Source organism: Synechococcus sp. CBW1108, from assembly GCF_015840335.1.
GTDB lineage: Bacteria > Cyanobacteriota > Cyanobacteriia > PCC-6307 > Cyanobiaceae > Cyanobium_A.
Window position 1 is genome coordinate 3,038,641 of the sequence record NZ_CP060395.1, and the last position, 24,994, is coordinate 3,063,634.

25 protein-coding genes and 1 pseudogene are annotated in these 24,994 nt (G+C 61.5%); 14 read left to right on the top strand and 12 right to left on the bottom strand.

Translation table 11 applies throughout. From position 1 onward, the window contains the following. The first annotated feature begins 32 nt into the window (after nt 1-32). From H8F27_RS16450 to H8F27_RS16480, 7 genes and pseudogenes are all read left to right on the top strand, one after another. Entirely contained in the window at nt 33-296 is a 264-nt protein-coding gene (locus H8F27_RS16450; RefSeq protein WP_231596387.1) for a type II toxin-antitoxin system Phd/YefM family antitoxin, read from the top strand. Further along, the gene (locus tag H8F27_RS16455; protein WP_197149566.1) at nt 293-691 is read left to right on the top strand and encodes a type II toxin-antitoxin system VapC family toxin; all 399 of its coding nucleotides are present in this window, start codon (nt 293-295) and stop codon (nt 689-691) included. Before H8F27_RS16450 ends, H8F27_RS16455 begins: the two co-directional genes overlap by 4 nt. A gap of 6 nt (nt 692-697) precedes the next feature. After that, entirely contained in the window at nt 698-2,836 is a 2,139-nt protein-coding gene (gene brxL, locus H8F27_RS16460) for a BREX system Lon protease-like protein BrxL (RefSeq protein WP_197149567.1), read from the top strand. A gap of 6 nt (nt 2,837-2,842) precedes the next feature. After that, entirely contained in the window at nt 2,843-5,035 is a 2,193-nt protein-coding gene (locus H8F27_RS16465) for a UvrD-helicase domain-containing protein (RefSeq protein ID WP_197149569.1), read from the top strand. 6 nt (nt 5,036-5,041) lie between these two features. Then, a complete protein-coding gene (locus tag H8F27_RS16470; RefSeq protein ID WP_197149570.1) occupies nt 5,042-5,350 on the top strand; it encodes a winged helix-turn-helix domain-containing protein in 309 nt (102 codons plus the stop codon). A 3-nt stretch (nt 5,351-5,353) separates the two neighbouring features. After that, nucleotides 5,354-6,969 (top strand): annotated as a pseudogene (locus tag H8F27_RS16475) (IS3 family transposase). A 14-nt stretch (nt 6,970-6,983) separates the two neighbouring features. Continuing rightward, entirely contained in the window at nt 6,984-7,664 is a 681-nt protein-coding gene (locus tag H8F27_RS16480) for a restriction endonuclease (RefSeq protein ID WP_197149571.1), read from the top strand. Here H8F27_RS16480 and H8F27_RS18380 read toward each other — a convergent pair. Further along, nucleotides 7,642-7,857: a hypothetical protein gene (locus tag H8F27_RS18380; RefSeq protein ID WP_370594527.1), complete on the bottom strand. Its 216-nt coding sequence runs from the start codon at nt 7,855-7,857 to the stop codon at nt 7,642-7,644. The genes H8F27_RS16480 and H8F27_RS18380 overlap by 23 nt on opposite strands. Between H8F27_RS18380 and H8F27_RS18090 the strand changes: the two genes are divergently transcribed. Beyond that, entirely contained in the window at nt 7,804-7,926 is a 123-nt protein-coding gene (locus H8F27_RS18090; RefSeq protein WP_255517710.1) for a hypothetical protein, read from the top strand. The genes H8F27_RS18380 and H8F27_RS18090 overlap by 54 nt on opposite strands. Nucleotides 7,927-7,972: 46 nt before the next feature. Here H8F27_RS18090 and H8F27_RS16490 read toward each other — a convergent pair whose 3' ends face one another. Next, nucleotides 7,973-8,869, bottom strand: a complete 897-nt coding sequence (locus H8F27_RS16490; RefSeq protein WP_197149573.1) for a hypothetical protein — start codon at nt 8,867-8,869, stop codon at nt 7,973-7,975. A gap of 103 nt (nt 8,870-8,972) precedes the next feature. Here H8F27_RS16490 and H8F27_RS16495 point away from each other — a divergent pair, with 103 nt between their 5' ends. Together H8F27_RS16495 and H8F27_RS16500 are read left to right on the top strand one after the other, a co-directional pair. Further along, nucleotides 8,973-11,168, top strand: coding sequence for an AAA family ATPase (locus tag H8F27_RS16495; RefSeq protein ID WP_197149574.1), 2,196 nt, complete (start codon nt 8,973-8,975; stop codon nt 11,166-11,168). A gap of 91 nt (nt 11,169-11,259) precedes the next feature. Next, nucleotides 11,260-11,535 carry a hypothetical protein gene (locus H8F27_RS16500; RefSeq protein ID WP_197149575.1) on the top strand — a complete coding sequence of 92 codons (276 nt, stop codon included), beginning with the start codon at nt 11,260-11,262 and terminating at the stop codon, nt 11,533-11,535. A gap of 210 nt (nt 11,536-11,745) precedes the next feature. Here the strand turns inward: H8F27_RS16500 and H8F27_RS16505 are convergent, their stop codons facing one another. The 9 genes from H8F27_RS16505 to H8F27_RS16545 form a co-directional block, all read right to left on the bottom strand. Beyond that, nucleotides 11,746-12,117, bottom strand: coding sequence for an AbrB family transcriptional regulator (locus tag H8F27_RS16505; protein ID WP_197149576.1), 372 nt, complete (start codon nt 12,115-12,117; stop codon nt 11,746-11,748). A gap of 184 nt (nt 12,118-12,301) precedes the next feature. After that, nucleotides 12,302-12,907: a methyltransferase domain-containing protein gene (locus tag H8F27_RS16510; protein WP_197149578.1), complete on the bottom strand. Its 606-nt coding sequence runs from the start codon at nt 12,905-12,907 to the stop codon at nt 12,302-12,304. Nucleotides 12,908-13,572: 665 nt separating this feature from the next. Next, a complete protein-coding gene (locus H8F27_RS16515; protein WP_231596388.1) occupies nt 13,573-13,986 on the bottom strand; it encodes a thermonuclease family protein in 414 nt (137 codons plus the stop codon). Between the two features lie 51 nt (nt 13,987-14,037). Further along, nucleotides 14,038-14,184, bottom strand: coding sequence for a hypothetical protein (locus tag H8F27_RS16520; protein WP_197149580.1), 147 nt, complete (start codon nt 14,182-14,184; stop codon nt 14,038-14,040). Between the two features lie 45 nt (nt 14,185-14,229). Then, nucleotides 14,230-14,502 carry a hypothetical protein gene (locus tag H8F27_RS16525; RefSeq protein ID WP_197149582.1) on the bottom strand — a complete coding sequence of 91 codons (273 nt, stop codon included), beginning with the start codon at nt 14,500-14,502 and terminating at the stop codon, nt 14,230-14,232. Between the two features lie 82 nt (nt 14,503-14,584). Further along, nucleotides 14,585-15,064, bottom strand: a complete 480-nt coding sequence (locus H8F27_RS16530; protein WP_197149583.1) for a hypothetical protein — start codon at nt 15,062-15,064, stop codon at nt 14,585-14,587. Between the two features lie 387 nt (nt 15,065-15,451). After that, a complete protein-coding gene (locus tag H8F27_RS16535) occupies nt 15,452-16,018 on the bottom strand; it encodes a hypothetical protein (RefSeq protein ID WP_197149584.1) in 567 nt (188 codons plus the stop codon). 7 nt (nt 16,019-16,025) lie between these two features. Then, nucleotides 16,026-16,271 (bottom strand): hypothetical protein, encoded by a 246-nt coding sequence (locus tag H8F27_RS16540; RefSeq protein ID WP_197149585.1) that lies wholly within the window; start codon nt 16,269-16,271, stop codon nt 16,026-16,028. Nucleotides 16,272-16,377: 106 nt separating this feature from the next. Continuing rightward, nucleotides 16,378-19,338 carry a CHAT domain-containing tetratricopeptide repeat protein gene (locus H8F27_RS16545; RefSeq protein WP_197149586.1) on the bottom strand — a complete coding sequence of 987 codons (2,961 nt, stop codon included), beginning with the start codon at nt 19,336-19,338 and terminating at the stop codon, nt 16,378-16,380. A gap of 187 nt (nt 19,339-19,525) precedes the next feature. Between H8F27_RS16545 and H8F27_RS16550 the strand changes: the two genes are divergently transcribed. Genes H8F27_RS16550 through H8F27_RS16565 form a run of 4 tightly spaced genes read left to right on the top strand, consistent with a single transcriptional unit; the run spans nt 19,526 to nt 24,657 of the window. After that, on the top strand, nt 19,526-20,818 hold the full coding sequence (locus H8F27_RS16550; RefSeq protein WP_197149587.1) for a hypothetical protein: 1,293 nt from the start codon (nt 19,526-19,528) through the stop codon (nt 20,816-20,818). Next, on the top strand, nt 20,815-21,813 hold the full coding sequence (locus tag H8F27_RS16555) for a hypothetical protein (protein WP_197149592.1): 999 nt from the start codon (nt 20,815-20,817) through the stop codon (nt 21,811-21,813). The genes H8F27_RS16550 and H8F27_RS16555 overlap by 4 nt, the downstream gene beginning before the upstream one ends. After that, nucleotides 21,813-23,975, top strand: coding sequence for a CHASE2 domain-containing protein (locus H8F27_RS16560; protein WP_197149593.1), 2,163 nt, complete (start codon nt 21,813-21,815; stop codon nt 23,973-23,975). The genes H8F27_RS16555 and H8F27_RS16560 overlap by 1 nt, the downstream gene beginning before the upstream one ends. Then, nucleotides 23,968-24,657, top strand: coding sequence for a hypothetical protein (locus tag H8F27_RS16565; protein WP_197149594.1), 690 nt, complete (start codon nt 23,968-23,970; stop codon nt 24,655-24,657). Before H8F27_RS16560 ends, H8F27_RS16565 begins: the two co-directional genes overlap by 8 nt. Here H8F27_RS16565 and H8F27_RS16570 read toward each other — a convergent pair. Then, nucleotides 24,633-24,962: a hypothetical protein gene (locus tag H8F27_RS16570; protein WP_197149595.1), complete on the bottom strand. Its 330-nt coding sequence runs from the start codon at nt 24,960-24,962 to the stop codon at nt 24,633-24,635. The genes H8F27_RS16565 and H8F27_RS16570 overlap by 25 nt on opposite strands. Nucleotides 24,963-24,994: the final 32 nt, after the last annotated feature.

The following is a 24,994-nucleotide window of genomic DNA, read 5'->3' on the forward strand; positions in this document are numbered from 1 at the left end:
GGGAATCGTCGTGCGGAGGTGATCCCACGCGAATGGTGAACGTCCACCAGGCCAAAACCCACCTATCGCGCCTGATCGATGAGGCCCATGCGGGCGAAACCATCGTGCTGGCCAAGGCCGGCAAGCCCTGGGCGCGGCTGATGCCCCTGGCGCCGCCCGTTCCCCAGCGCATCCCAGGCCGGTTGCGCAGCCGGGGCCCCCTCAGCCAGCCCGACCTGCTGCTTGAACCCATGGACCCCAGTGAACTGGAGAGATGGGAGTCCGGCGCCCTGCTGGCTGAGGCGCCGCAGCGATGAGCAGTGGGGAGGCCTACCTACTGGACAGCCACGCTTTGCTGTGGTGGTGGTTTGATCCCGATCGCCTTTCCGGCGCTGTGCGCGAGCTGCTCAGCGACCCAGCTACTCCCGTGCTGGTGAGTGCGGCTTCTGTGTGGGAGCTCAGCCTCAAACACCACCAGGGCAAGCTGCCCGAGCTCAACGGTGTGATCGCCGATCTACCTGGCTTGCTGCAAGCCGATGGCTTTGAAGCGCTGCCGATCTCCCTGGCCCATGGGCTGCGGGCAGGCGGTTACAGCCAGCCCCACCGCGATCCCTTTGATCGCATGCTGGCGGCCCAGGCCGAACTAGATCGACTGGTGCTGCTCAGCGCCGATCCCCAGCTTTCCAAATTTCCCTGCCAAACCCTCTGGTGAGATCCGATGGCGCCTGAAGCACCCAGCCCCCTGGACCAGAAGATCCTTGAGCATTTCCCTGGCCTGGTGGTGCGCAAGGACCTCACCACCGAGCTCAAGCAGAACGCCGTGGTGCCCACCTACGTGCTCGAGTACTTGCTTGGGCAGCACTGCGCGACCGACGATCCGGCCCAGATCAGCGAAGGGCTGGAGTCGGTCCGACGCATCCTCGCTAAGCACTACGTGCACCGCAACCAGGCGGAACTGGTGAAATCCACGATCAAAGAGCGCGGTACCCACAAGGTGATCGACAAGCTCACCGTGGAGCTCAACGAGAAGGGCGGCTTCTACGAGGTGGAGTTCACAAACCTCGGGCTCAAGAAAGTCCCAATCGACGTTGACTTCATCAAGCGCTACCCCAAGTTGCTGGTGGGTGGTATCTGGGCCATCACCGATGTGGAGTACGAGCTTCCGGCCGACCCCAAGGCCAGCCCCTGGCAGATCTCATCGGTCAAGCCGATCCAGGTGGCCGGCGTAGATCAAGAGGAATTCTTAGCCGCCAGAGCGAAGTTCAGCACCGACGAGTGGATGGACGTGCTAATGCAAAGCGTGGGCTTCAACCCCGAGCCCTTCACGAGGCGGGGCAAGCTGCTCACCTTGATCCGGCTGATCCCCTTCTGCGAGCGCAACTACAACCTGCTGGAGCTGGGCCCGAAGGGCACGGGTAAGTCGCACGTTTACGCCGAGTTCTCGCCCCACGGCATGTTGATCTCTGGCTCAGAGGTCACCGCCCCCAAGCTGTTTGTGAGCAATGCCAACGGCAAGATTGGCCTGGTGGGCTATTGGGACTGCATCTGTTTCGACGAGTTTGCCGGCAAGGACAAGAAGGTCGACAAGACGCTGGTCGACATCATGAAGAACTACATGGCCAACCGCACCTTCTCGCGGGGCATCGAGCAGCTCACAGCGGAAGCCTCGATGGTGTTCATGGGCAACACCCAGAAGTCGGTTGCCTACATGCTCAAGCACTCCCACTTCTACGAGCCCCTGCCCGATAAGTACATCGATTCGGCCTTCCTCGATCGCATCCACGCCTTCAATCCAGGCTGGGAGGTGCAGCCGGTGCGCCATGAGCTGTTCTGCACCGGCTATGGCTTTGTGGTGGATTACATCGCCGAAGTGCTCAAGCACCTGCGCACCGAGGACTACACCGGCCTCTACAAAGCCCACTTCGAGATCAGCTCGGAGGTATCAACCCGCGATCTAACGGGCTTTGAGAAGACGTTCTCCGGCCTGATGAAGATCATCCACCCCGATGGCAAGGCCGCACCCGAGGAGATCGCTGAGCTGCTGGAGTTCGCCATGGAGTGCCGCCGCCGGGTGCGGGAGCAGATCCTGCGCATCGACGACACCTTCAAGGCCAACGACTTTGCCTATCGTCCTGTTGCCGGCGGCGAAGCCGTCACCGTGCTTACGCCCGAGGAGCGCCAATATCCCCAGTTCGCGGGGCATCGACCCCCAACAGCTGCGACTCAGCCGGCTGAGCCGGAGGCTTCAGATCCCGCAGTGGCGGCAGATTTCGCTCAGCAGGCTGCGCACCCCGCTGAAGCCGACGCCACACCGGTACCAGCCTTCAGTGAACCCCCATTGAAACCACTGCTGCAGGAGCGACATCTGGTGGTGCCCGAAAACGCCAAGGGCTGGAGCTACCGGCGTCTCTTTGGCGATTACCTGGTCGGTGCCACGCAGATCACCGTGGTGGATCCCTACATCCGCGCCTTCCACCAGATCCGCAACCTGGTGGAGTTTCTCCGGATGGTGAACGAGCTCACCCCAGAAGGTGACGAGGTGGCCGTTCACCTCATCACGGCTGCCGAGTCTGAAAGCAAGGAGAAGCTGGAGAAGCAGATGGAGAATTTAGGCCAGGTGCAGGATTCCTTCGCGGAGACGGCCACGCCGTTCAGCTTTGAGTTTTCAGCCAGCCCAAACTTCCACGCCCGCAGCATTCGCACCGACACCGGCTGGAAGATCACACTCGACCGCGGGCTCGACATCTTCCAGTGGTTCGAAAGCTCAGCCTTCAATGCCGCCACCACACTTCAGGAGGCGCGAATGACGAAGGGGTGTGAGGTGAGTTTTATTCGGCAGTTGAGGACGGAGGTCTAATGAGCCATGCCAACCGCTACACCAGAACAACAAAGGGTTATTGATTGGGTGGCTCAAGGCCAAGGCAACGCTTTGGTCTCATCCGTTGCGGGATCGGGCAAGTCGACCCTGATCACGCAGTGCGCCAACCAGATTCCACTGAGCCAGAAGGTGATAATTCTCTCCTTCAACAAGAAGATTGCTCAGGAGATGAAATCGAAGCTGAAGACCAGGATTCCCAACCGTTTTCCGGGAGATCAGAACGACTGGAAACATACGCAAGCCGCTACGCTAAACAGTGTCGGTGTGCGATTGATTGCCAACCACTACAAGTACCGCATTAACCCGCCTCGCGACATCAATGAAAACAAAGAGAAGATAGATGACGTCATTGCTGCCTTGACCGATGAGCTCTTTGATCGGAGGACTCAGCGGTATCTTGAGCAGCTCGATGCATATAAGAGATCGGCGCTTTATCCGCTTGGTACGCCGCCCGTCAAGCCCAAGCGCAGGCCCTGTTACTCAGCGGTCACTGGTTTATTGCGCCTGAGCCGCGCCAGTCTCTATCGGCCAACGCAGCCACCCGGAAGTGACCTCAAACCCGGAAGTGACCTCAAAGAGATCATTGCTTTCTACGGAATCGAGATCAACGTACAGCTGGATCTCGACTGGGCCGTACAGGCTTTGCAAAGGATCGAAACCAAAACAGTTGCACGCTTTAACGAGAGCCATCAGATCACGCTCGATGAGCAGATCTACATGCCTTGGGCCTTGGATCTGCATGATCCCTTCCCGTGGGACTGGATCTTTGTTGATGAATGCCAAGACTTGAGCCCGCTAAGGATTGACCTGCTTAGGCGGCTCAGCATTCCAACGACTCGCTTTCTCTTTGTAGGAGATAACGATCAGAGCATCTATGGATGGACAGGTGCGGATCCTCGCTGCTTTGACAGGATCAAGAGCGAGTTCTCGCCATCCACCTTTGAGCTCACATCAACTTTTCGTTGCTCCCTCGCCGTTACTGAGTTGGCACAGAAATATGTTCCCAAGATCACTCCCTTTGAGGGCAACCTCAAGGGTGAGGTGCTCAAGTATCCCAATGGTGGTCCCCTTCCTGAACTGAAGGCAGGCGATGCCGTCTTGAGCCGGCTCAAGTCTGGGCTCATCAATATTGCGATTCGACTGATCCGAGGTGGCTGCAAGTTCCAGGGATTTGACAATCTTCTTGATGAAAATATCCTAGACTTGCTGCAGCGTATCTATGAAGAGCAAAACGATGCGCTGAATGTTCCCGAACGATTAAGCAGGGTTGCGATTGTCATCGAAACCGACATTGATCTCAATGGCTGCTCAGCAGAGAAGGTAGAACTCTATGACCTCTCGGTTGCCTTAAAAGGTCTATCAGAGGCCTTTCCGGGTATTCGCGACTTCTCTGGCCTGCGTCAGCAGTTGCATCAGGTTTGCAAGGGAACCAGTGAGGGGCCGCTACTCAGCACAATTCACAAGCAGAAGGGTGCCGAATTCAATAACGTCCTGATAGTTGACTTTAGCCTTCTCCCTTTGGTTTGGCCGGGTCAACAAGACTGGGAGTTTGAACAAGAGCTGAATCTTGTCTATGTTGCTATTACTAGGGCAAAGGACAAGCTCTACCTTTACGATCTAGTCCTAAGCCCGGCAACGTCAGCCGGTGTTCCGCTGGCGACCAGGCAGCGGGTTGTCAATTCTGAGCAGGTCCAAGAAGCGTCCGAGCGCCTCTTGGCTGCTTGTGCTGATGTCAACTTTGTCAGCGGAGCTGCACGTGATGCCGTTCCACTATTCATGTGGGAATCGAGCTTTGTTCGCTTTGTGCCAGGGCATCAATTCCAACATGGCGTCCGGCTCTATCAGGTGGTTTCGCGTGACGGGAATATCGTGATCGCCATCAATCTCAATACACTACACGCCAAGGTCTTCGCGATGTTCCCGCGCGATCGAATGGACAATGTTCCAGAAGAAAAGCTGATCTCATGTCTGGATGACTTTTTGGCTACATGTCCTGACCCAACGAATCCTCCTCGAGGGGTCTTCGTTTCTGCAGGCGTCAGTAATCCAGATGAGATTCGCGCCGAATGGCGAAGCCTATGCAAGCGTTGGCACCCCGACATCAACTCTTCGCCAGTGGCATCTGAAGTCATGATGTTCATCAACCAGATGTACGCCAAGGCGAAAGCCATAGAATAGCTAGCTATGCCTGAAATTCCCAAATTTCACGAGTTCATGCGACCTTTGCTTGAGGTGCTTCAAGAGCAAGGAGAGTTGTCCCGCATTGATGCAATTGAAGCTGTCATTGAAAAAATGGGCATCACAGATGAACAGATGTCTATTACACAAGAGAGCAATGGCAAGCCTCTCGTGCGAGGCCGAATCGGCTGGGCATCATCCTACCTACGGGTTGCCGGGGCCCTTGTGGGTCCCAAGCGAGGATTCTTTGCCTCCCCCGGTTTCAGGAAAGATGTCACCCCTTTGATCCATCCATCCGGGGGCTTGAGGACATGACCAATGCGCCGATACAGCGAGGCCGTTAAGGCTGATGTGAGGAGACGGATGCACCCGCCCCACAGGCAGAGCGTGGCCCGGATTTCAGAGGAGCTGGGCATTCACGTGATGACCCTCTACAAATGGAGGAAGGCCTGGCGGTTGCAGGGAGAGGTGGTGCCGGCATCCGAGAAGGAACCAGAGGGCTGGAACGCCGCCGACAAGTTCACGGTGGTGCTGGAAAGCGCCGGGCTCAATGCCACCGAACTCAGCGCCTACTGCCGCGAGCGGGGCCTGTTCCCTGAGCAGGTGAGCCGTTGGCGGCAGGCGGCCCAGGATGCCAACGCCAAGCCGGTGCTGACGATGGCCGAACAGAAGGAGCTCGAGAAGCTCCGCGCCCAGGACCAGCGGGAGATCAAAGCCCTCAGAAAGGAGCTGCAGCGCAAGGAGAAGGCCATGGCGGAGATGGCGGCTTTGCTGGTGCTGCAAAAAAAGTGGGATGCCTTCTGTTCGGAGGAAGAGGAAGGCTGACCAGCGCCGTGCACCGGCGGAAGGTGATCGAGCTGATCGGGGAGGCCAATGCTGCGGGCGCCGGCCTGGTGAGGGCCTGTGGTGTGATCGGCATCTGCCTGCGCACCCTCAAACGCTGGCGGAAGGCCTTCCTGGGTGATGGGGACGGCGTGGATCGCCGTAAAGGCAGTGCTCGGCTGGTGGGTCACCGCCTGAGCGAGGAAGAGCGCCAGCGAATCCTGCTGACGTGCAACCAGCCGGAGTACGCCGCGCTGCCGCCAGGGCAGATCGTGCCGGCACTGTCCGATCAAAAGCTCTTTATTGGTTCAGAGAGCAGCTTCTATCGGGTGCTGCACCAGGCGGGTCAGTGCCACCGCCGGGGGAGGGCCAGGCTGCCTCAAGAACCGCGCTCGGTGCCGCGCCTCAGGGCGGATGGCCCGAACCAGGTTTGGAGCTGGGACATCAGCTTCCTGCCGACCACGGTGCGGGGTGTGTGGCTCTACCTCTACCTGGTGATCGACGTCTGGAGCCGCAAAGTGGTGGCCTGGGATGTGGCCGAGGTGGAGTCGGCTCAGATCGCCGCGGATCTGGTGCAGCGGGCCTGCCTCAAGGAGCGCTACCACCGCCCCAACGGCTTTGGCCGCCGCCAGTGCCAGCAGCAGCCACTAATCCTCCACGCCGACAACGGCAATGCAATGCGCGGGGCGACGCTGGAATCACGGCTCGAGGAGATGGGCGTGCTCAGATCCTTCTCCCGGCCAAGGGTCTCAAACGACAACCCATACTCGGAATCCCTTTTCCGTACGGTCAAATACCGCCCCGACTACCCCAGCCGGCCATTCGCCAACAAAGAGGAGGCCTGTGAATGGGTGGCAGCATTTGTGGATTGGTACAACCACCGGCACCACCACAGCGCGATCAAATTCGTGACGCCCCACCAGCGCCACAGTGGAGCTGCCAAGGCCATTTGCCAGCAGCGCACTGATGTCTACGAGGCCGCCCGCCGTGCCAATCCAACGCGCTGGAGCGGTGCCACCCGCTGCTGGAGTCAACCGGCAGAAGTGTGGATAAACAAGCCAACAGAAGAGCCCGATCCGGTCCTGGCGCTACCCTTAATCAAGGCCGCCTGAATGGCAGCCAAGGAGTGACAACTTTCCTGAAAGTCACCGCCTTAGGACCCAATGCCAAGCAATTGCTGGATCTTGCAAGACCACTCAAGCAATCTGACTTAACCGGCTTTGAGCAATGGAAGGAACACCATGTTGAAAAGCTAACCAAATCCCAAGCGCAGCAAGAAGTCAGCAGTGAAATCAATACTGAAGACAGCACTCCAGAAGACTTAATCGAGGCCGGAGTCCGGATGATCAAGGAGCAGCTGGTGTCTGACCTTCTTGAACAGATGCGCAAGATGGACCCACATGACTTTGAGAGCCTTGTCCTCGATGTCCTGGCTGCCATGGGCTATGGAGGTGGCTCTCGGATCGCCATGCAAGGTGTTCCAAGAGGCCCAGATGGCGGGATCGACGGCAAAATCAATGAGGACAAGCTTGGCCTTGATCAGATTTACATGCAGGCCAAGCGCTACGCGGAGAACTCTGTCTCAAGTGAAAAGGTTCAGGCCTTTGTTGGGGCGATGACCTCTGGCGGCTGCAGAAAAGGAGTGTTTGTCACAACCAGCCGCTTTACAGCTGATGCGATCAAGATTGCGGAGGGCATCAGGGATCCACGTCTTGTCTTGGTGGATGGCGAGCGACTCGCAGAGCTCATGATTGAGCACGGAGTTGGCGTGCAGACCAAAGAAATCATCCGCATTTCCAATGCTTGACGCTGACTTCTTCTCGGGAGGGGAATAGCGACGCCTCGTTGCTCTTCAAGTGTGCGACGAGCCTCTTGCTGCCCCCGGCTGAGTAATTGGTGGAACCGTCACACTTCACGCCGAGGAGCTTGGCATCTGGCTTGTCGTGATGGCGGATCGCGAGATCAATGAAGCAGTTCGCCGCACCCACCTGGCGTTCCACCGCGTGGCCATGGCGCTGGATCGCTTCGGCAACCACATCCTCGAAGAGACCATCTGGCTCACGGCCTGATGGCCGGTTAATCTCCCTCGACGGAGGTTCCACGAACTTGAGATTGTCACGCCTGCAGCGTTTGTGCCATGGCGATCTGACTCCGCAGCCGCCTGAGACATTTTCGCGGGGCTGAGCCGTTCACCGCCCCTTGGGGCAGCAACAACCAGAGCTGCTCAATCAAGGCTGGCTGGTCGGCCAGGGGCGTCAGGCCATGGGCGTCAATCCACCCAGCACCCAACAGCTCCGGGCATACCGGTAGCGCCAACTTCCGGTCCCGGGCTCGCTTCAGCCAGGCGGCAGGTTCAGGGCAGGCCGCCGGCTGCTGGTCTACCCCGTAGCCATGCCATTCGATTGCCTCGTGCAGCAGGGGCATGCTCATGCGGCGTGGCAGCAACACCCGCTGGGTGTCTGGGCTGGCGGTGAGCAACTGCAGCGCTAGCTGCCCCAGCGGCAGCGCTGCGACCCCGTCCCATTGGGGTATCGCCCCCGTGGGCAGCCGCCGCTCCAGGCAGAAGGAGCTCACGATCGCCCCATCCAGCAGCCCATGGCGCAGCAGCTCGGCCCAGTGCCCGCCGCTGCGAAATCGCGCCGGCACCTGCTGCACCCCATCGATGCCCACCAACAGGGCCTGGTGGAGCAGGTCGGTGCCGATGCGCAGCAAACCTCCCATCAGCCGGTGGGCCCGATAGGCCAACCGCAGGTAGTCGAGGCACTCGCTGTGCCCGTGCCGGCATACCTTTCTGCCCGGATCAGGCAACAGCTGGAACTGCTGCTGCATCAACTGCACGCTGCGGCACACGGTGCTCTGATGCACGGCAAGAGCGGCACCGGCCTTGGCCTGGGAACCGCAGAGCTCAAGAAAATCGAGGTTGTGCAGATCTTGCAAGGGAGTGGGCGGGGCATAGGTGCCCGTTGCCCTCCGGGGGGAAGAGCGGGCTGCGCTGCTGCAGGAGTGGGCCACGGGCTGTATGGATGTTGCTGAATGCAGCGTCAGCGCACAGGACCCTGGTAAGAGTGTTTTTCGTGCGAAAGAGTGGAGGATCTCGCCCTGCTGCTGGTTGCCCATGGCGCTGCGCTGCCACCTGCTGATCGGCCAGCCCGCCAGCGGCAAAACCACCCTCGCCAAGGCCCTGGCGCCCTTGCTCACTGGCCCCGGTGAGGCCCCTGCGCTGGTGCTCTCCACCGACGTGATCCGCGCCGAAGTCTTTGGTGATGCGGCGGTGCAGGGTCCCTGGCTTGACATCCAGCAGAGGCTGCATCAGCGCATTCAAGAGGCTGTGGCTGCGCGCACTCCGGTGATCGTCGATGCCACCCATGCCCGCCGCCCCTGGCGGCTGGCGATCACCCAAGCATTGCCGCTGCCTGCGCCAGTGGAATGGATTGGCTGGTGGCTCTACACCGACCTGCCCACCTCCTTGGAGTGGAACAGCCAGCGCCAGAGGGCCGTGCCGGTGCCAGTGATCCAGGAGATGGCCGCTGCCCTTGCCGATCCCCATTTCGGGCCGTGCCGGGCGGAGGGGTTTGCGGCGATCTGCGCTGTGGTGCCAACCCATCACGGCGAGCTGATGCCGGTGCTGCAGGCCGAACTGGCCGGGCTGGATAGGCGCATCCGCTCCGCCACCAACCGCGAACGCAAGCTGCAGCGCCATGGCTACTCGCGCCTGCTCGATCTCGAGCGGCTGCTGTTCCTGATCAAGCTGCTGAGCACCTGGCCCGATCTGGCCGCCACTGATCCGGCCAGCGCCGAGGAGCTGGAGGCGATCCTCTCGCCCCTGCCAGAAGGAGACCTGGCGGATCGCGCTGCTGCCTTTCTGGGCCGCATCCATGGCGCCTGCTACGCCGATGCCACCGCCATCCGTGGCGATCTGGCCTGGCTGGAGGCCAATGGCTTCTGCAGTGCGGTGCCCAGTGCGGCGCCGATTCAGCTGGCGCCGATCCCCACAGCTCAGCGCGCAGGGGGCGCCATCCATGGCGGCCTGCCGCCGATGGGTGATGGGCCGGTGTTCCTGCGGGTGATGACCCTGCTGCGCCACCTGCTGCAGGTGCCCTTTGATCGACCCGCAGGGCGTGGCGCCAACCTGCACCAGCACCTGATCGCCGCCACCGAATCCATCCCCGGCGCCTACCTACCTGGCGAAACGGCGACGTTGCGTAAGGACCTCGAAAAGATCCTCACCCCATACGGCTTCCGCAACCGCAATGACAACGTGCGCCACGGCTACTGCCTCGGCACGGCCGTGCTCTCACCAACCCGTCTACGGGAGCTATACAACGTGGTGCGCCAGAGCGCCGGCCGGCTGGCGGATCCCTCGGCCCAGAACCTGCTGGCCGAACTCGACGAACGGTTGGGCTGGTCGGGGATCAGCGCCGACGGGCTGCCGCCGGTGCGCAGCTACGCCCGCCATGCGGTGGTCGACACCAAACTGGTGCGGCGCGATTCGCTGGCGGCACCTAGGCGGGCAGAAGCCATTGAGGCGGCGATTGTGGAACACCGGCGGGTGCTGCTGCAGCGCTACCCCGGCGTGGGCAGCTTTGAAGGCAGCCCCGATGGCGAGCTGCGGGTGTGGCCGCTGCAGCTGATCTTCCACAACGTGGGCTGGTATCTCCTCTACGAGGAAGACCAGGTGGGCTATGGGCAGGGGCTGCTCCGCAGCGAACGGCTGGATCGCCTGGCCCTGCGCAACAGCCATAGCGACCTGCGCCGCAGCAGTGACGAGCATGTTGCTGCGGTGAACCGGCTGGAGCGCTTGCTGCACCACTGCGGCGGCATCTTCTTCGGGGGCGATTTGGACCAACAGCTGGCGGTGGCCAGCAGCTCAGCCCAGCGCCGCACCCAGGCATTGGTGACCCTGCGCTTTAGCTGCGCTCCCTGGGCGTTTTCCTTCATCCGTGAGGGCCTGCAGCGCTACCCGATCGAGCACACCCGCTTCTCCAAACCGCTGGCCGGCGATAGCTGGTGGCACCACCCCAAGGCACCGCATGTGCTCGAACCTGGCAGCCCCAGCGACACCCATCCCTACCCGGTGGAGCTGGATCTACCCAGCTGGACCGTGGCTGCCGACATCGATCTACGCAGCTGGCTGTTTGCCTTTGGCGGCGGCATCCGCATTGAAAGCCCTGATGCGCTCAGGCAGGAGCTGCTGCAGCGTTGCCGGGAGGCGATTGGGGCCAATGGCGACGGGCCTGCCGATCAATCCCCAGAAGCACAGCAGATCAGCGGCAACCGCCGCTTCTTCCCGAGCCGACTGCGCCGCGACTGAAGAGTCGCTGTAACGACAGATCAATAGGTTCCGCCCGATACAGCCAGCCGTCCCTGGTTCTGGCCATGGTGCTGGGGACAGCAAGGGAAATATGCAGGCAACCGGATCCCCTACTCGGCGTAGCAACGCAAACCAGCCCATCGAGCGCAGTTACCGCCTCATCGATGGCAGTTGCGAGCCCCACCGGCAGCTTGACGGCCAATACAGCTCCCTGGATGAAGCCATTGCCGATGCCATTGCCTGGATCGGCGATCTCAGTGAGCCCGACCATCCCGCCAGCCTGATCGGCGTGGAGGTAACCAGCGGCAATGGCGACTGGCGCACCTGCCGCGTGCCGGCGCCATTGCTCTGTCCGCTGCACCGCTGAGCCACCGAGCCCCTGCTCAAGTCCCTAACGGCTCCCAACAGAAAACCCCCCGGCATGTGCGGGGGGTCTCCGGAGCGGCCGGGCATGGGGAGGCTGGCGCTCATGCCGGCACCTGCATCGCTTGTGCCTTGATTTCACTTTGAAAGCAACACTGGGGCAAGGCTGCTGCTGCGCAACAAATGCACACAACCCTTAGCTGTGCTTTTCAGCTCACTCCTCTTCGTCGTGGCCACCAACCGGCACCAGGCGGATCTGCTTTTTGCCCAGCTGGATCTCAAACTCATCGCCGGGCTTGAGATCCAGCATGGCCGTGTAGGCCTTGCCCACCAGCAGGTTGCCGTTGAACTGGATCTTGGTGGTGTAACTCAGCTTGCGGCCGCCTTTGCCCGTGCCTCGCCCCGAGCCATCGGTGCCCAGGCTGACGCCCTTGGCGCCGAGCAGGGCTTCATAGAACGCCGTGAAGTTAAGGCGTTCAGAGCCATCCTTCTTGGTGCTCACATAGCCGCACTCACGCACGAGCTCTGATTTGGAGACATCACCAAGCTCTTTGACTTTGGCGAGCAACTCTGTACCGGTGAGCATGGGAAGTTGGTTCAAATCCTTTACGAGTTCAATGTAGCGACACTCAGAGTGTCTGACATTTGAGGTCCCATAGTCATTGCGGGCTGCTCATACTCCTTGCTCGCTTGACCAGCAGGTCTTCCCGTTTGGTGCCATCAGGGCTACCCCTTCGGCTTTGGTGTGCAGGGTCTGCTGGTACGGCAGCTCAGCATCGCCAGAGCCCCAGCCATTCGTTGTCGCGCTCGGGGGCCGAGCCCAGGGCCGGCTCCCAGAGCTCCTGGCAAAATCCGGCCGCCGTTAGCTGCTGCTCCAGCAGCGCTGGGTCGCTGCCCCACGGGGGGCCATCCGGCCGCCCGTGGCACCAGAACAGGCCCAGCAACCAGCCACCGGGGGCGAGCAACCGCCGCGCGGTGTCGAGATAGGCGCCGCGCTGGGCTGGATCAATCGCGCAGAAGCAGGTGTGCTCCAGCAAGCCCTGCAGGCTGCCGGTGGTGATGCCGGCTGCCGCCAGCGCTCCCCCATCGAAGAGATCGGCCTGTAGCCAGCGCAACTGGGCGCGATCGGAACCGTGCAGCGCCTGGGCGCGCTGGATGGCCTCACTGCTGAAGTCCAGCCCGATCACCTCGTAGCCCAGTTCAGCGAGCATGGCCGCCTCATGGCCCCGGCCGCAGCCGGGCACCATCACCCGGCCCGGTGGTTGGGGCGCTTGGCGGCCGGTGCGTAGAAAGGCTTCCAGCGGCGGTGCCGGCCTGCCCAGCTCCCAGCGATCACTGCCCTCGAGGTAGCGCTGGTCCCAGTTCGATGAGGCCATAGTGCAGATCTCAGCAGCAGAGCATTTAGAAGGCGCCCCGTGGGGGTCGCATTAGCACCGGTTGCGGCGGTCACCTCCTCACACAAGGTCTGCCGGTCAGGTGTCTGTGGGTTCACGCATGACCTGTCTTGGGCCTGGCAGGGAAGGAAAGGAGATCACGTCTGGGAGAAGAGATGCTCGGGGCTTGACCTTCTCGGATGTGATCCCGGCCCGGTTTATGTAGCCCGGGGAGGCAACACGCGGAAATCAGAAGTGGCATATGGCTGTCTGCGGCTACGGGCTGACGTTCACGCAGCGCCAGCGAGTTCACTGGAGTGGGTTCATCCAATCGCACCTCCGTTGTGTGCACCGGCTCCGATCGACCGGGCCGGACTCTTCTGGAGGGTGAGGGACGGGTTGGCTACCGCGCCTCCCCTCAAGTTCAAAGTACGCCTTCTGGCCCGTGGTGGAGGCTGACTGAGGTTCCTGTTCCCGTACCCCCTGAACTTCAGTCAGCGCAGGGATTCGCAGGCTTCCCTATCACTGTTGCTGTCCAGGTAGCTATGCCCCTGGCGCAGCAGCTCCTGGGCTCGGGCATAGGAGCCGATTTCGTTGCAGAGGTAGCGGCGCCCATCGGGTGTGGTGCCATCGGGAATAGACGCAGAGCCGCGTCCGCGGCGGAAGTCTCAGGGCCGAGTGATGCCTCCCGGCACCTGCCAGACGCCATAGCGGCGCCTGCTGGCGCGGTGTTCGGCATCCAGGTACTCCTTGGCATCGCAGCCGCCCAAGTACTGGCGGTAGGAAAAGGCCTGGCCGTCTTCCACCATCGCCAGGTTGATGTTGATCTCTGAGGTCACCTCGGCCACCGAGCGGCCGTAGCGATCGGTGGTCTTGACCTCGAGCCTCACCTCGCGCCCGACAGGCAGCCGCTGCTGCAAGTAGCCCCTGGCCTGCTGGCCATAGGGGCCCTGGGCTGTTTCTGGGGCATCGACACAGGCCAGTCGCACGGTGATGGCCTTGCCCGCCTGGCGGACGCGAATGGTGTCGCCGTCGCCGATCGAAAGGATGGTGGTACCACCGACCTGGGTGCACGGCGACAATTAGGTAGGCGAAGGAGAGCAGCCCATCCAGGTGGCAGACGGCCGCTGCCACTAGCTGCTCATCAGTACTGGTGACTGGAATGGCTTGAGATCCTGGGCGGTGGCCTCCAGGAATGCAACCAGGATCGTGACCAGCAGGATGTAGTCGCGCAGGGCTTGGTCCCAGGGGCCACGGTCTGTTGGCGGCTGGGCTGCCAAAAAGTGTTCCAGTGGTGCGCAGGGGCGTGTTGCTGTTCATGAGAATCAGCAGTTGAGGTACGTGGCGCAGCTGCCCTGGCGGTAGCGAGTGTTGTGCTGGAGACCGGGGGTGTAGCCACCATATGGATTTTGCTGGATCCGTGGCTGCTGGGGAGCACCGAAGTAGTCGCCGCTGCTCCAGCCGTTGTTGCGCTGTTGGCGCAGCTGCTGCTGGCTAGGACCGTAGTAGTTCCACTGGGCAGCCGCGGGCTCAACGAGAGTGGCAGTGCTGGTGGCGATGGTGGCGGTAGCAGCGAGGAGGGTGAGGAGGGTTTTCATGGATCTGGCGGCTCTGGACCGCGTGGTGTTCGATCCCTTCTCGTTCCGGTTGGTGAGAAGTGATTCCAAAAGGCCTCAGGCCTCATGGATTCGGATAGAGACGTTGCTTGAGCTGCTGGGCAAGCTGGGGGTTGTTCCTGGCCCATTGCTCCAGGCCCCTTTGCTTGAGGTAGGCCTGCCATTGATCTTCGCGGGTCGATCCGACAAGCACGAGTTCGGGCCCCTCAGGTTTCAGCGACTCCGGCAGAGGGATGCCTGCCTTGGTTTGCTGTGGCGCGGAGCTCGGGCCAAGAGTTTCGGGCAAGGGTGCCGTCGAGCCGGCCTGGGAGCCAACCGCCACGGCGGTTCGCAGCTCCTCGATGGAGCGGCTCTGCCCCATCGCCAGCCCGGTGAACATGGGCAACTCCATCTTCAATCGGTTGGCAGGCTTCGGATTCACGAAGCGAAAGCTGAGGGTTGTCTTCTTACCGCTCTGGTCGTAGCCCACCACGTTGAAAAAGAGATCGGCCGTGCGACCTGCTTTGGAGCTGGCGATGCCGCCGCCGATCAACCCACCGATCAACCCGATGGGGCCCAGCAGCAATCCTCCGCCGATGGCTCCCAGGGTGGCCGCCCCAAGTGCGCCGGCGGTGCCTTTGCCAACGTTGAAGCTCTCATCGCCGCCGGTGAACCATTGCGCGATTCGGGGTGTGGGGATGAAGCCAGCTGGGGAGGAAATGCCACTGGCATCGAGGCTTATCGTGCAGGAAACATTCCCACAGAGTGCGTCATAGGATGAGGCTGATGCTGGACTGGTGATTAGAAGGGAAAGGAGCAATAGGGGCGAAACACGCATGGCGCCGGGAAGCAGAAGTCCCCTGCTCCTCGTTCTGGAACCACTCGGCTGATTCCAGGCGGTTCTCAAGGATCTCCCAAACCCTGTGGCATACAAATCGCCAAGGATCAGGACTCAAATAGAATCGATGACCCTGCAACGCGGTTTTCGATACTCCTCATTCGTGATGAGATTTTCAGCTTTTAATCTCTGCAGATCAACCAGGCGCTGCTCAAGGCTCCCCGCAGATTCAGCCGCTTTGCGCGTGGCATTGTGCCCCCAGGGAGCAGCTGTTTTCCAGAGTCCAGGATCCGTTGGCGTCTCCAACATCGCCCAAAGCGTCAAGCGTGCTCCCGTCAGGCCACCAGTGGCCACGCTCCAGAAGTAAAGCGCTTCGATGTCGCAGCGTCCGGATGCAGCAGAGCCTTGCTGCTTGACGAGCACATCAAGGCCGCCCTCGGCACTGCTCAGTGCTGCGTATGCCACACAGGTCAGATCGTAGATCGAGAGCTCAAGCTCTTCGGCGTAGAAAACCGCAGCACGAGCTTTCGTCGACAGATCAAGCCCATAGCAAAGACGTGCTTCATCATTACGCTGGATACTGGCAAGTTCAGCAGCTGTCGCTGGCGTTCTGCACTGCGGATTGCTTGAACCATGAACTTGATCACCGTGACTGGACTGGGTCCCCATCGAACTGCCCATCGGTGACTCAGAAGCACATGATGCTGGAGCCCATCGCCATGCAGGTGGTGGAGCCGTAGTTGTCTGAGTAGGTGCTCATGTTGCGGGTGCCCCAGCCGTAGCCCGAATAGCCACTGGGACCGTTGAGCATGTAGTAGCTGCTGGAGGGGGAGCTGTAGCCGTAGTAGCTCCAGGGATAGGCCTGGGCTGCAGGGGCACTGCCGAGGGCGGCGAGCGGGGCTGCAGCAAGCAGAGCGAGTAGGAGGCGACGCATGACGCTTGGTGGATTGGAGAGGCTTCTGGGCCTCGGAACACCCCCTGCTCGTTTTGGGCGGGAGAGGCTGATTCCGAGTCATGCCAAGCCAGCACCTCTGGGCAGCTCAAAGCCCCTGAATTGGCCTCCAGTCGCCCACCAGCTGCCAGGCGGCCCAGTAGTAGGGGGGGCTCCAGTCTTCTCCGCCGGGGCCGCGGACGGCGCCACTGCGAAACTCAGATTGCACGGCCGCCAGGGCATCAGCACGGCCTTCCCCTGCTTTGAGCCGTTTGTAGAAGCGGCTCATGAATTCGGCAGTGGCGGCGTCGTCCACCTTCCAGAGCGACAGCAGGGTGCTGCGAGCACCAGCCACGGTGAGGGAACGCTGCAGCCCGTAGACCCCTTCTCCGGTGCGCACATCGCCCTGGCCGGTGGAGCAGGCGGAGAGCACCACCAGCTGGGTGCCTTTGAGGTTGAGATTCACGGCTTCTGCAGCAGTCAGATAGCCGTCGTCGTTGGGATCGGCATCCGGCTGGTTGGCACCCGCAAACACGAGACCGCTGCGCAGCTGGGGATCCTCACCGCGTAAAGGCCACAACAGGGTGGATTGATCCTGCAAGGCCAGCAATGGTCTGGCGGGTTCCTTCTCGCTATCGGCCACAAAGAAGCCATGGCTGGCGATATGGAGCAGCGCGGGCCCCTTCTGCCGCTGCAGGCTTGTGGTGGTGGCAGCTGCTCCGCTGATCAATCCGCTGCCCAGCAGGCTGGCCACTTGCTGGCCCTCCCGTTGGGTGGCAGGAAGGGGGTTCCACCGGCTGCTGCCTAGTTCAGCCGAACGCCGCTGGGCCCCATTGGTGTCCGTATCAGGCCTTGTTGCTGGAGTTGGTTTGGCGTTGGCGCGGTCGTAGCTGGGGTTGGCCATCACCAGCGCCGCAGTGCTCGGCGGCGCTGGTTGCTGTAGACGCACCAATTCCCGGCCCGTCGTGAGCAGCCGCAACTGCACGACCTTGGCCAAGGGGGTGCTGGGCTGCTGCGGAGCTGGCAGCGCCGCAAATGGCACCCGGTTCAGTTCACCGTCTGGAGAGAGAAACCACTGCCGGCTGCCGCTGAGCTGGGGCAGCAGCGGCTTGAGCACCTGGTTGCTTAGCTGCGCCCAGACCGCTTCCGCGTCGGTGAGATCCTCTGCTGAAGCACTGAGCCCCTTGTGAACCGTGGCTTCAATGGCCGCCGCTGGCCCCAGAGGCATTGAGCTGATGCTGCCGCTGGGCTTAAGCACCAAGGCGATGTACTGGGCTTCACCCCAGCGTTGATTTTTCGGCTTGCGGCCGTCCCAAGACCGGTAGCGCTGAAACTCCACCAGCACACCATCGGCAGGCAATGCCTTGGCCACCTCAAGCGGAGTGACAAGCTGGATCTGGAGCTCTGGGATCTGGCGGTACAGCTCGCTCTGCAGGCGATCCCGTTGGTCGCGTGCCGCAGCGCGGTGTTCAGGGGGTAATGAAACAGAGGCCAGTTGCTGCGTCAGTGCCTGCAGCTGCTCCACTTTGGCTTGATCGACGCCGGGTGAATTGAGAAGCAAGCCCTGACGCTGCTCGATCTCCAGAAGCAGCCCCTGGCGGTTGAGGCGGGTATTTAGCGCAAGCTCGGCAGCGGGTGGATGGCTTTCAATCCATCCAAAAGGAATTTGCCAGTTTTGAGAGAGCTGATCAAGAAATTTCGAACGTAGCTCTGATGGTAATGGTGGCGCTTCACGCGTGAGCCACGTGAACTCCATAGCTAGAGACTTGGTTATCAGCATCAGAGCTTCTGAATATTGCCCTGCTATGGCGTGCTCGCGCGACATATTGGCGTAAAGCGAGCCCATTCTTAAATAATCATTATTCGAGCTCTTGCTTTCTATCGCTAGAGACCTGCGGTAGAGCAAGTTAGCAGCCGCATGCCGACCTTGGTCGCTCAAAAGAACGCCCAAGTTATTAAGGCTATTAGCGGTTTCTGGATGATTAGGTCCTCGATTTTTTTCATTAATAATAAGGGAGCGCTTCAGGAGAGATTCTGCCTCAGGGTATCGCCCAAGCTCCTGCATCAATAATCCCAAATTATTGATAGTTGCGGCGAGGCCAGCGTTCTCGGGGCCTAAGTTTTTTTCATTTATTAAAAGAGATTGACGCAGCATCTTTTCGGCCTCAGCATATTTCCCTAGGTAATTACTAACAACTGCCAGGTTGCTAAGAGCATTTGCAAACTGCTGGCTTTCCGCACCTATCTCTTTGCGGAATATTTCAAGAGATTGAAGAAGTAGCTCTTCCGCCAATAGATGCCGCCCCCTGCCAATCTTGACTAACGTTAGATCATTAAGCGTAGTTGCGGTATCAGGATGACTTGGGCCAAGAAGCTTTTCCCTGGTCGAGAGGGAGCGACTGTAATAATAATCTGCCTCGTCTAGCCTTCCCTGTCTCTTAAGCAGACCAGCTAAATAATTGAGGCTTGTGGCGTACTTTTGACTGTCTTGCCCGAGTGCTAGATCTTCTATGGCCAAGGCCCTTCGAAAGACTTGCTCTGCATCGTTATATCTTCCCTGATTATTTAGGTTGTATGCCAAAAGTGTTAAGGTTGTTGCCACGCCTAGGTCATTGCTGCCCAGCAGGCTCTCGTCAATAAAAAGAGCTTCGCGGCGAGCATTTTCTGCGGCCGTATATTTTAACTGATCTTCCAAATTAAAAGACAAAATCAACAGCGCCTTAGAGACCTCGGGGTGTATAGATCCTAAAAGTTTTTTTTGAAGCTTTAGATGGCGCCGATAGTAGGTTTCGGCGTCTGTTGTTCTCCCGGACTTGTCAAGCAGACTGGCAATCATGTAAAGGGCCTCCGATGCCGTTGGTGACTCGATGCCAAAGTTTTTCTCTATTATCGGCATCAGCTGCCGCCAGATATTAACTGCGGCTCCATATTTGCCTTCTGTTCTTAGTTTTTCAGCCTGTTCAAATATCGCTTTGATGTCTGGTTGATTGCTGTTAAGATTAGAGGTAGCCTCAGAAGCCAGCACTGGTCCTGCAAAGCCAACTTGCGTTGACCCCAAGCCTGCGGCCATCAAGAACATGATGACCAGCCACCTGCTCATAGGGCTCAACGGATTGACTCTCATCGTCCGAACCCCAGGCTGGTGTGCATGCTCCACTCCTTTCTCGGTTCTCAACTTGTTCTAGCCGAGGTGGCTTGATTCATGCCTGAGCAGTACAGACTGGCCGCACCGCGCACCCCAGCTGGCCGGCACTGCCATGGGCGAGTACCAGGAACTCATACAGCTGACCCCGGAGGGCATCCGCTCCCGTGAGCAGCCCCTGGTGATGTCCACCCTGGCGGCGCTGGGATGTGAGACGGCTGAACCCTGCCGCAGCCTGGATCTGGACCTACTTGAGGCCAGCCAGGTCAAAGCCGATCCACTGCCGCTTCTCTGCCTCCGTTGCCGTATCAGCCATGCCTTGCATGGCTGGTTGCTGGCCACCTACAAGGTCCACAAGGCTTTGCATGGCATCGAGGTGGAGGTGATGGCCAGCTATGCCCTCGACGACGACGGCGAGCTGACCATCCGTACCGGCCCGTCAGAGACGGCGCCGTTTACCTATGCCCAGATCGCCTCAATGCCGGCGGGGCTGATCAGCCCGTTTTCGGCCGAGGTGCTGCGCAGCTACGACTCTGCTCTATGCGGGCTGCCCCACTGGTCACGGCTCAAGATCCAGGCCCACAACGAGCTCAAGGCGTACTTCAGGCAGCACGGCCTACTGCTGATTTCCGATTGGGCCCTGCTGAGCAACAGCAGCCCCACCCGGGTGCGGCAGGCCTGCGCGCAGCACGTCAGAAGCCGCGCAACGATTGAAGCCCTGTGCGCCCTGCACGGCCGCTACGGCCTGCCCTATGAAGCAGCCAAGCTCAGCTACAAGCAGGCAACGGGCAAGGCATCGGGCTGGCAGCCAGATCTGGCCTTTCTGCGGGCGCTTGCACCGGATCAAGATCCCTTCACCACCAGCGATCAGCTCAAGGCGATCGCCCTGGCCATTCGGCAGCTGTTGACGATCAGGGCCAGCAAAAGCCTCGATGAAGCCGCCGCTGCGGGTTTTGAAGCGATCGATCCCAGTTATCTGGCTGCTTCTGAACAGGAGCAAGGGCCCTCAGGGGGCGAGCTCAAAGCCCTGATCGATGCCGCCCTGCAGCGAGCCATGGATCAGCACATGCCCCAGGTGCTTGCCACCGCGGGCAAGAACGCAAAACTGCTGCGCTGCCTGTGGGCTGGCTGGGCAGAGGGCCTGACCAACCGCCCCCTTGCCGATCGCTGCAATACAAGTTGCGGAACTGTGAGCAAGAAGCTCCGCCCGTCGGAGCACGCATCAGCCATCGCCACCGCAGCCGCCATGGAGCTCAAGCGTCACCCGGCCTTTGCCAGCTGCGGCCAGAGCGTGGAGGCCGCCGAGCGGCTGGCGGGTGCCTTGCGGAATCACCTGCTTGAGCCAGAACGAGAAGGAGACATCGCTCCTCTGCGCCGTTGGGTGCAACACCACCTGAGCCAGTCATGACCGAACCGACCCCTCCGATGGACGTGCTGCCGATGCCCGCAGGGGCGATCGAGCTGCCCGTGGATGAGCCCTGGCCCAGCGAGCGGGCCCTGGCGGTGGAGGCGCTCCGGCAGGTGCTGGCAAGCCAGGCCAAGGCATTGCCGTTGGGGCCGGAAACCGCTGCAGAAGACGACGGCCGGCTGCTGAGTCTGAACCGCTTTGCGCTGCAGCTGGCCACCAGCGGCATCGCGGCTGATCAGATTGCAGTGGATGCCAAGCCCTGGGGGGAGGAGGGCACAGCACCACAGCTGTTGCTGGCGGCCCAGGTTGATGAGGAAAACGCCGTGGTGGCCTTTGCTGGGGTGCTCACCGGCTGCGAGTTTGTGGCGTTGGCCCGCCAGGCCGAGCGCAGCGGTGATCAGCTGTGGCTCGATGCTGATGCCTTCAAGGGAGGGGTGGAGCGACTGCTGACGCTGGTGCAGCTGCTCGAACCAGCGGCCCTACCCCGGGTGGCCTTGCCGAGTCTGCAGCGTCAGGTGGTGGCCGTGGCCGACTGGCTCGGCGGGCAGCTCGATGGAGCCCTGCAGCAGGTGTTCGGCGCCCAGTGGCAACCCCTCACCCAGGGTGCTTTTTTCAGTGGTGGTGCCGCAGCGGCCGAAACAGATGCCCTGGCGCTGGTTGCGATTCCGTTGGGGCTCGATGGCGGCCAGCTGGTGTGCGGGCAGGCGGCCGAAGGTTGCGTGGAGCGTTTTGTGCTGCAGATGGTGGCCACCGGTGCTGATCCAGCCCGCCCCGATGGCTTGGTGCTGCGGCTCACCGCCGCGATGGCTGGCGACCTGCTGCCCGATGGCCTGGTGATCACGGCGCACCAAGGCAGCCACGAGCAACGCCAGTGCGCCGACAGCAGCACCCAGATCGAGCTGGTGTTCGGCGGGGGAGCGGAGCTGATCACGGTGCGCCTGAGCTACCCCGGCAGCAGCGATCTGGCGCTGCCCCCCCTGCAGCTTCCGGGCTGATGGGCGCCCGCATCGATCTGCTGATTCGCCAGGCGGTGGATGGCAGCGGCCAATTGCAGGTGTTTCTGGCGGCTCCCGGCCGGCAGGATGCTTTTGTCGTGCCCATCCCCAGGGAGTTGCTCACCCTGCAGCGGGTGTGGCGGCAGCGCTTCTTGAAGCACCATGACCCGGCCTTTGCCTGGCCGGAAGGCGCGGCGGTGGTTCGCAGCTACAGCGAACAGTTGCGCCAGGGTCTGCAGCAGTGGATCGACAGCTCCGCCTGGCTGCCCTTGCAACGGCTGTTGAAGGATCTGCCGGATCTGCCGTTGTCCCTGCGGCTGGAGGGCGTCGATGAGACGTTCGGCAGCCTGCCCTGGGAGAGCTTGGCGCTGGGGCGACCTATTTGGCGGCTCGATGGCGACGCTCCTGTCGCGGGCAGTTCGGCTCCGGTACGGGCCCGCAAGCCGCGCATCCTGTTGTTGGTGGGGTCAGAGGCCGGACTCCACCTCGATGGCGAAGTGGGGCGGCTGCAGGCGCAGCAACGCAGCGGCCGGATTCATCTCAGCGTGCTGCGGGGTCAGGGCTTTAACCCAGCAGCCCTGCGGACGGCATTGGCCCAGGGTGCCGGCTGGGATGCGCTGCTCTACCTGGGCCACAGCAGCGGCGGGCCCAATGGAGGGGTATTGCACCTGGGTGATGGCAGCCAGCTCGATGGCCAAGCCCTGGAAGCTGATCTGGCGGTAGCGGCCAGCCATGGGCTGCGCGTGTTGCTGTTCAACAGCTGCAGCGGTCTGCAGCTCGCTCAGCACGCGGCCCGGGCAGGCATCGACTGGGCGGTGTGTTTCCTGGAGCCCGTGCCATCAGCAGCAGCAGCGTTGGCCTTTGCCCAGCTCCTGAAGCGGCTGGAGGCGGGCAGCGATCTGCAGGCCGCCGTGATTCACACCCGGCAGATGCTGGCTGAACGCAAGGGTTGTGAGGGCTGCGAGCTGCTGCTGGCGGCAGTCGCCACGCCCATCGCCAAGCCCTTCCAGCTGCCCCTGCAGCGGCGACGGCAGCTGCTGCTGCGATTGGCCAGCACCAAGCGGAAGCAGGCGATTGCCGCAGGAGCATTTGTGGCGGCAGCCCTGGTGATGGAGTTCACCCCCGCCAACCCGCTCAATAGCTACCTGCTGGATCGGCGGCTGGAGGTGCAGCGGCTCTGGCGCCAGCTCACCCGGCAGCCTGGGCCAGGGGCCGCCAGCCCCATCACGGTGCTGCTGCTGGATCCCGCCACCACTCTCCCGGAACTGGGAGGTGGAGCTGTGGTGGATCACACCTCAAGGGTTGCTCTGGCTGAGGTGCTCCATAAAACCCCGCCAGCGCAAGTGCCTGTGGTGGGTCTGGATGTGGTGTTCGATCAGCCCCGCCCCGGCACTGATCTGCTGGCTGCTGTTTTGCGCCGTCAACCTGGCCGCAAGGTGGTGGGAGGTTTTGTGCCCCAGCTGGGTGCGCCCTGCCAGGGCCAGAGCGGCAACTTCTGGTTGGAGAGCTCACCGCTGGCGGCGGCAGGGTTGATCGGAAAGAGCCTGGCGGTCGGTACGGCTGGCTCTTGCGGGGTGCTCAAATCGCTGCCCCTGCATCTGCTGTATGCGATCACCAGCGACAACTTCGCCGGTGCCTTGAGCAAGCAGAGCGTCCCTGTGTTGCCGGCTGATCGGGTGATCGACTGGTCGCTCAACTGGGCCGAGCAGATCCGCCTGGTGCAACCGGCCGAGCTGCCACAGCTCAAGGCACCTGTGCTGTTGGTGGGCACCAGCGGCCGGCTCGGCAACCAGTCAGAAGACCTCTTTGAAGCGCCCGCCACAGTGCAGGACGCTCTGTTGCGCGGCGACCAACCGCTATGGAACGGAAATGCCCGCGAAGTGCCAGGGGTGCTGGTGCAAGCGGTGCTGATCCAATCGCTCAACTTGCAGCACTGGCTGACCCCGCTCTCGCAGACCCTGTGCACCGCAGCTGCCGCTGCCCTGGGGGTGGTGTTGGCAGCGCTGCTGGAGAAGCGTCAGCATCGCTGGACTGCGGTCGCTCTGCTCGTGCTGGTGTGCTCCCCGCTGGCCTGGAGCCTGGCGATCTGGCAGCTCTGGTTGGTGCCGTTGCTGCTGCCCCTGCTGGCCCTCAGTGCCACCGCCTCCTGCCGTGATGACTGAACGTCGCCCTCTCACCATGAACCGCTCGATCGTTCTCTCCATCGCCGCCACCGTTGCCATGGCCCTGGCATCGCCCTGGCAGGGTTCCGTGCAGGCGCAGGCCAACCCGCCTGCCAGCAAGCGCCAGCCTCCGTCGCTGAGCTTGATCCAGAAGTTGCGTGCCTTTCTCGGCCTCAACCCGCCGGTGGCCGTCGGCGGCAGCCGCAGTTGTGATGGGGCGCCGATCTGTCTGGTGAGCCCCTGGCCCGGTGCAACGGTCGGGCTGAGCAGGCCGGTGCTTCAGGCCGTTGGCCCGCTCAATGAACTGCGGATCGAGCGCGCTGGTGTGATCGTCTGGCGGCAACGGGCCAGCTCTACCCAGCCGATCGAAGGGCCTGTGGCCTGGCCCATCGAACCGCTGAACCCTGGAGAGGCATTCACCATCAGGGTCCGCCCCCGGGGTGCCGCGGGTGGCGATTTTGCGGCATTCCCGTTCAAGGTCGCCAGTGCCGAGGTGCTGGCCGCCAACCAGCGGCAGATCGCCGCCCTTGGTTCGGATCCGGCCGCCTGGGACCGGGCTCTGGCTCAGCTTTCACCCCGCCAAGGTGCTTTGGCTGCCGCCCTGCTCAGCAGCCCGGATGCACCAGCGGATCTGCGTGGGGGCCTTGGCTGCGGTGATCAAACAACTTCTCCTCCTCCTTGATCCGTAGGTAATGGCATCGAGGCTTCAGGGGCATCATCCATGCCCGTTAGCAGGATTTCGCTGAGGATGTAATCAACCACCGCTGCGCGGCTGTCGAACCCCATCTCCTCTCGGGCACCCTCGATTGCCGAGAGCAAAGGAATGCTCAGCTCAATACTCAGCCTTCTTTTTTTATCGTCTGTAATGCCCCTTAGCAGGATTTCGCTGAGGATGAGATCAACCACCGCTGCGCTGCTGTCGAACCCCCACTTCTCTCGGGCAGCCTCGATTGCCGAGAGCAAAGGAATGCTCAGCTCAAAACTCACCCTTCTTGTTTGATCGTCTGTTGAATTCATTG

What these genes read in the sequence shown, in the direction of transcription:
- H8F27_RS16545 (WP_197149586.1), bottom strand. Translation starts at nt 19,338, where the DNA reads ATGGCCGCAGGCTTGGGGTCAACGCAAGTTGGCTTTGCAGGACCAGTG.
- H8F27_RS18090 (WP_255517710.1), top strand. Translation starts at nt 7,804, where the DNA reads ATGGCGGATCGCGAGATCAATGAAGCAGTTCGCCGCACCCACCTGGCG.
- H8F27_RS16465 (WP_197149569.1), top strand. Translation starts at nt 2,843, where the DNA reads ATGCCAACCGCTACACCAGAACAACAAAGGGTTATTGATTGGGTGGCT.
- H8F27_RS16500 (WP_197149575.1), top strand. Translation starts at nt 11,260, where the DNA reads ATGCAGGCAACCGGATCCCCTACTCGGCGTAGCAACGCAAACCAGCCC.
- H8F27_RS16555 (WP_197149592.1), top strand. Translation starts at nt 20,815, where the DNA reads ATGACCGAACCGACCCCTCCGATGGACGTGCTGCCGATGCCCGCAGGG.
- H8F27_RS16565 (WP_197149594.1), top strand. Translation starts at nt 23,968, where the DNA reads ATGACTGAACGTCGCCCTCTCACCATGAACCGCTCGATCGTTCTCTCC.
- H8F27_RS16525 (WP_197149582.1), bottom strand. Translation starts at nt 14,502, where the DNA reads ATGAAAACCCTCCTCACCCTCCTCGCTGCTACCGCCACCATCGCCACC.
- H8F27_RS16470 (WP_197149570.1), top strand. Translation starts at nt 5,042, where the DNA reads ATGCCTGAAATTCCCAAATTTCACGAGTTCATGCGACCTTTGCTTGAG.
- H8F27_RS16495 (WP_197149574.1), top strand. Translation starts at nt 8,973, where the DNA reads ATGGCGCTGCGCTGCCACCTGCTGATCGGCCAGCCCGCCAGCGGCAAA.
- H8F27_RS16550 (WP_197149587.1), top strand. Translation starts at nt 19,526, where the DNA reads ATGGGCGAGTACCAGGAACTCATACAGCTGACCCCGGAGGGCATCCGC.
- H8F27_RS16450 (WP_231596387.1), top strand. Translation starts at nt 33, where the DNA reads ATGGTGAACGTCCACCAGGCCAAAACCCACCTATCGCGCCTGATCGAT.
- H8F27_RS16535 (WP_197149584.1), bottom strand. Translation starts at nt 16,018, where the DNA reads ATGGGCAGTTCGATGGGGACCCAGTCCAGTCACGGTGATCAAGTTCAT.
- H8F27_RS16455 (WP_197149566.1), top strand. Translation starts at nt 293, where the DNA reads ATGAGCAGTGGGGAGGCCTACCTACTGGACAGCCACGCTTTGCTGTGG.
- H8F27_RS16505 (WP_197149576.1), bottom strand. Translation starts at nt 12,117, where the DNA reads ATGCTCACCGGTACAGAGTTGCTCGCCAAAGTCAAAGAGCTTGGTGAT.
- H8F27_RS16560 (WP_197149593.1), top strand. Translation starts at nt 21,813, where the DNA reads ATGGGCGCCCGCATCGATCTGCTGATTCGCCAGGCGGTGGATGGCAGC.
- brxL (WP_197149567.1), top strand. Translation starts at nt 698, where the DNA reads ATGGCGCCTGAAGCACCCAGCCCCCTGGACCAGAAGATCCTTGAGCAT.
- H8F27_RS16540 (WP_197149585.1), bottom strand. Translation starts at nt 16,271, where the DNA reads ATGCGTCGCCTCCTACTCGCTCTGCTTGCTGCAGCCCCGCTCGCCGCC.
- H8F27_RS16510 (WP_197149578.1), bottom strand. Translation starts at nt 12,907, where the DNA reads ATGGCCTCATCGAACTGGGACCAGCGCTACCTCGAGGGCAGTGATCGC.